The organism is Ileibacterium valens (assembly GCF_001945525.1).
Classification (GTDB): domain Bacteria; phylum Bacillota_I; class Bacilli_A; order Erysipelotrichales; family Erysipelotrichaceae; genus Ileibacterium; species Ileibacterium valens.
In genome coordinates, this window is record NZ_MPJW01000027.1 from 1 (window position 1) to 4325 (window position 4325).

At 39.1% G+C, this 4325-nt stretch carries 6 protein-coding genes; 4 read left to right on the top strand and 2 right to left on the bottom strand.

Translation table 11 applies throughout. The features are described from left to right. Nucleotides 1-210 precede the first annotated feature (210 nt). A complete protein-coding gene (locus tag BO222_RS00725) occupies nt 211-765 on the bottom strand; it encodes a PTS transporter subunit EIIC (protein ID WP_083647605.1) in 555 nt (184 codons plus the stop codon). Nucleotides 766-1156: 391 nt separating this feature from the next. Continuing rightward, the gene (locus BO222_RS00730) at nt 1157-2086 is read right to left on the bottom strand and encodes a magnesium transporter CorA family protein (protein WP_075817491.1); all 930 of its coding nucleotides are present in this window, start codon (nt 2084-2086) and stop codon (nt 1157-1159) included. A gap of 395 nt (nt 2087-2481) precedes the next feature. Here BO222_RS00730 and BO222_RS00735 point away from each other — a divergent pair, with 395 nt between their 5' ends. The 4 genes from BO222_RS00735 to BO222_RS00750 all read left to right on the top strand — a co-directional run. Beyond that, the gene (locus BO222_RS00735; protein WP_143356876.1) at nt 2482-2751 is read left to right on the top strand and encodes a Fic/DOC family N-terminal domain-containing protein; all 270 of its coding nucleotides are present in this window, start codon (nt 2482-2484) and stop codon (nt 2749-2751) included. A 63-nt stretch (nt 2752-2814) separates the two neighbouring features. Beyond that, entirely contained in the window at nt 2815-3165 is a 351-nt protein-coding gene (locus tag BO222_RS14350; protein ID WP_350312217.1) for a Fic family protein, read from the top strand. Beyond that, complete coding sequence (locus BO222_RS00745; protein WP_075817496.1) at nt 3140-3469, top strand: Fic family protein; 330 nt, start codon at nt 3140-3142, stop codon at nt 3467-3469. Before BO222_RS14350 ends, BO222_RS00745 begins: the two co-directional genes overlap by 26 nt. A 454-nt stretch (nt 3470-3923) precedes the next feature. Continuing rightward, nucleotides 3924-4325: hypothetical protein (locus tag BO222_RS00750; RefSeq protein ID WP_143356877.1), on the top strand; the 402-nt coding region annotated here is incomplete at its 3' end.

Here is a 4325-nt window from a genome sequence, read left to right on the forward strand (position 1 = left end):
GAACTGGTGATGAACAGATTCCAGAAATGGCGCGGTTCAGTTATACCGGCTGATGTCATTGACAGCGTTCTTCCCTGGAATGATGAAATCAGAGAACTCTGTGCTCTGTCAGTCTGAATCAATAATATTTCAATGTAAAAAAGGCGAAGATCTTTGCGTTCTACAGTTTTCCTGAGAGGAAAACTGCAGAATTCAAAAGATTCTTCGCCTTTAATGGTATATAGGTAATTTCATTTCGGGCAACCCGTCAAATATAAAGAACTTACGTTCAACAAGCCAGTTGACCCCCACTAAAAGGATCTGTGTCAGACCGGTGCATAATGGCTGAATAAATGCGCATCCAAGACAGGCAAGGATCGCTCCAAGAATCCCAGCCGAAAAGTTATTGACAAGCATTTCAAATCCATTTGGAATCTTTCCATCCAGCAGCTGGTCGGTCTTTTTCATCAGCCAGCCACCTAATGGTCCTGCAATCATCGCACCTATAAACATACTTGTTTCTGTTCCGGCGATGATACCAATCGCAAAGGCGGTTCCGATGATTCCGCCTCGATGGTCATAAACCATCTTTCCGCCAGAATAAGCGATCAGGATTGGAAGCAGAAAGCGCTGCATCGGTCCTACGATCTGATTGAGCGTTTCATTGGGCAGCCAACCAGTTGGAATGAAGAGCGCGGTAATCAATCCCCAGGCAATAAAGATCGAGATGTTGGGCATAACCATCGCTGAAAGGGAACGCCCGAACTTCTGTACTTGTTCCTTCATATTTTTCTCTCCTCGTACTTTCTTCAAAGCAAGTTGTTTTGCTTTGTGATTTCATCATACAGACTGAATGAAAGCGTATCTATTTATTGCGAATTTACTTTGTCATCATCAAAAAGTGTCAAATTTTCAGGAGGATGGCACCAGATGAAGTGTCATTACTCTTTTTGAGCTGTCACTAAACAAATAGCTGAATGGTGACAAAACGTAAAAAAAGCCAGAGCCTGGTCCTGCACGTCTGAACTATGCATTCATAAAGCTATGGCTTTTATAAAATTCGCACTGACCGCACTGAAAACAGGCGGAGATTCTTTTCGATGAAAATCTTGTCGAGTAAGCAACTTTAAAGCTCTGTTCATAATTGAATCGATTTTCCAAAGCGGCAAATTATCGACTATCTTCGTTTTCGATAAAAAATAATCCAGCAGAGAATGGATCCACCCAGCGCAAGAAAGATCGGCAGCCATGCATGCTGCAGATTCAGGCTTTTTACATTCATTCCATAAAAGCCAAAAATGATGGCTGGAATAGAGAAAACGATGGTGATGATTGTCAGACGTTCTACAACGATATTCATACTGTTGGAAAGAATATTGCTGCAGCCATCGGAGATCCGTTCATTGACCGAGATATAAAGATTGCACATTTTTGAAGCCTGACGATACTCAACCAGATTTTCATCAAGCAATTTTTCGTTCGGGTCTGATAGTTCAAAAGGCCTGGTCTCCTGGATTTTTTCAAGCAGATTCTGGTTGGCCTGAAGAGATGAAGAAAAAAAGATCAGGGACTTATCAAGCTTCATCATCTGCATCAATCCTTCATTTTTCATTTTTTTAAACAGATGATCTGTAATTTCATCACAATATGAAGATATCGTCCGAAGCTCTTCCTGAAATTTCTCAGAAATCTGTTTCATCAGGATCAGGAAGAATGAAACTGGATCTCTCGTATCGATTGGCTCTTCTTCGTTCTCCTTTAAAGCATTCAAAAATTGAGCTCCTTTACGTGTAATCGTCATGAAGAAGGAATCAAACAGGATCAGGCTGATTGGAGCGGTCTCATATTGAGGAATATTATTCTTCTCCCTGTCCGATGAGATACAGCAGTCAATCATGATCAGAGTCTGATCTTCGCTTTGTTCAAGATGAGCAGTTTCCTGATCATCCAGGGCCGCTTTCAGAAAGGATCGATTGATTTTATAGTTTTCAACCAGCAAAGCAGCTTCTTCATCGGTAGGATCTGTGACTTCAATCCAGCATCCTTTTTGGTCATGAGAGATTTCAGAAAGTTTATTTTCGTCATTGGTTATAAAAATATTTATCATAATTTCATCTTAACCAGCGTAAAGATTTGCTCAAAATTGTTTGATTCTTCGTTTTTTAAAAAAAGAGCAGCAGAAACCCGGTAAGAAAGAAATAAATTTTCAAGCTGAATCTCTATCTGAATACGACTGGATTGATTGGTGATTTTCACCAGTAAAATCAATAATAATAAAAATGATTAGTGAAAAATGGGTGTTTTCACTAATCATTCAGGAGAGTAGGATGTTGATTGGTGAAATGAACGAATCAACACCAGATTCAGATTTTCGTTTTGAATTTAGAAAGGAAATAAGAGATGGCATAATATAGAACCATTCAATCGATATTTCATGAGCAGGGCGAGGATCAGGCTAACCAGGTCTATCAGCAGCGGTTTCAATCAGAAGCAGCATATCTTTTGCCTTTTGAAATGGATCATCGTCAATGTTTTGTATTTATGACTAAGGAGATGCTTAAACTGATCAATTCAATTCATAAAAAGAATGCAGATCTGCAAGGTCTGATCAGTGCCTTACCATATTCCTTTATACTTCTGAATGATGCAATTCTGACAGAAATCAAGATGAGCAACGAGATCGAAGGCATACACAGTTCGAGAAAAGAACTGAAGAATGCCTTGACGAATGAAATGAATAAAGATAATCGATTCTCTGCATTAGTGCATTAATATAAAAGACTGGTTAGTGGTCATCCGGATTTATTTCCAAGAACAATTCATCAAATCAGAGAGATTTATAATGAGATTTTTCTAGCTCAAATCATTGATAACGATCCGAATAATGAGCCAGATGGAAAAGTCTTCAGAAAGAATTCAGTATATATTCATGATGGATTCAACAATATTCATACAGGATTATTTCCGGAAGAAGAAATTATCAGGCAGGTAAAACTGAGCTTGAAAATGGTGGAAGATCCGGAAATTCCGGGAATGATTAAAATTGCATGCTTTCACTTCATGTTTGGATATATTCATCCATTTTATGATGGGAACGGACGCTTGAACAGATACCTAAGTGCCTTGTTTTTGCTTCATGACTTAAGGTGTCCCTGCTGCCATGCATCTTTCAATAGCTATACGTAAACAGCGTTCTAAATACTATAAGGCTTTTGAAATTTGCGAAAATGAACTGAACTGTTCTGATCTGACTCCTTTTGTACTCTTCTTTTTGAATGCCTTGGAAGACGTACTTGAGCATGAAACTATGGTTCTTAAAGAAAAGAACGAGACTTTCAAAAAGTATACAAAGAAGATTTTTGAAGTGATCAAAGGCAGCAAAAAGGCAGATGCCGAATTTCTGACATTCCTGGCTGCTCAGACATTGTTTTCGGTAGATGGAGCCAGAAAAATTGAAATCGCTCAGGCCTTAAACAAATCCGACAATTGAATCAATGAGCTTATAAAAAAATATCAGAAATATATTTTCAGCAGACAGGATGGAAGATACAAGAATTACATGCTCAAAGACGACTTTCTTTTCTGCTAAGGTAGAATAATGTTTCTCTGATCATCCAAATCAAATTGAATCAATAAGGTAGATCAGGCAGCAAAACATTCAGCAATTGTTCTGAAGGTTTTGCTGCTTTTTTTTTTCGCTTTCGAGTAAAAACTTTAACTTTTTTGTGCTGACTTTCATATTTCCGGTGAATAAGGAAAGTGAATCTTCTCCAATGTCATTAAGTTAAGGAGTGTCTTCCATGCGGAATTCGCTCCTCGTTTTTTTGATTTTTAACACAAGCAGTGGAGTTACTCCAAAAGTTTATAAATTATCCGAATATGGCACTTGACAGACCGAAACTTGGAACTAATCCATAATCCGAAGGATTTCGGAGGTGGTTATTTTGACCCATTCGAAATCCCCTAAACAGTATCGCCAAATCTTCTATTCTTACCTGGACGGTCTGACAGACTGCCCGGATCGTTCCCTGATTGAAGGCGAAGCCTTCACGCGAAACAGAAAAATTGGCCTTTCCCGTATTGCTCGTTTTATCGCTTCTCTGACAAGCGGCTCTATTGGCCAGCAGAATCTGACTTACTTCAAGACGCATAAAATCCAGGTCACTGACTCTGCCATATGTCAGGCTCGAAGCAAGTTCGACCACACAGTTTTAAAGATCGCCTGTCTGGGCTTTACTGATGAGCTTGTTCAGGAATCTCCTTTATTCAAAGGAAAATACAGACTCATTGGCGTAGACGGATCCAACTTTCCAATCCTGCCCAATCCTGATGAACCTCAGAACTGT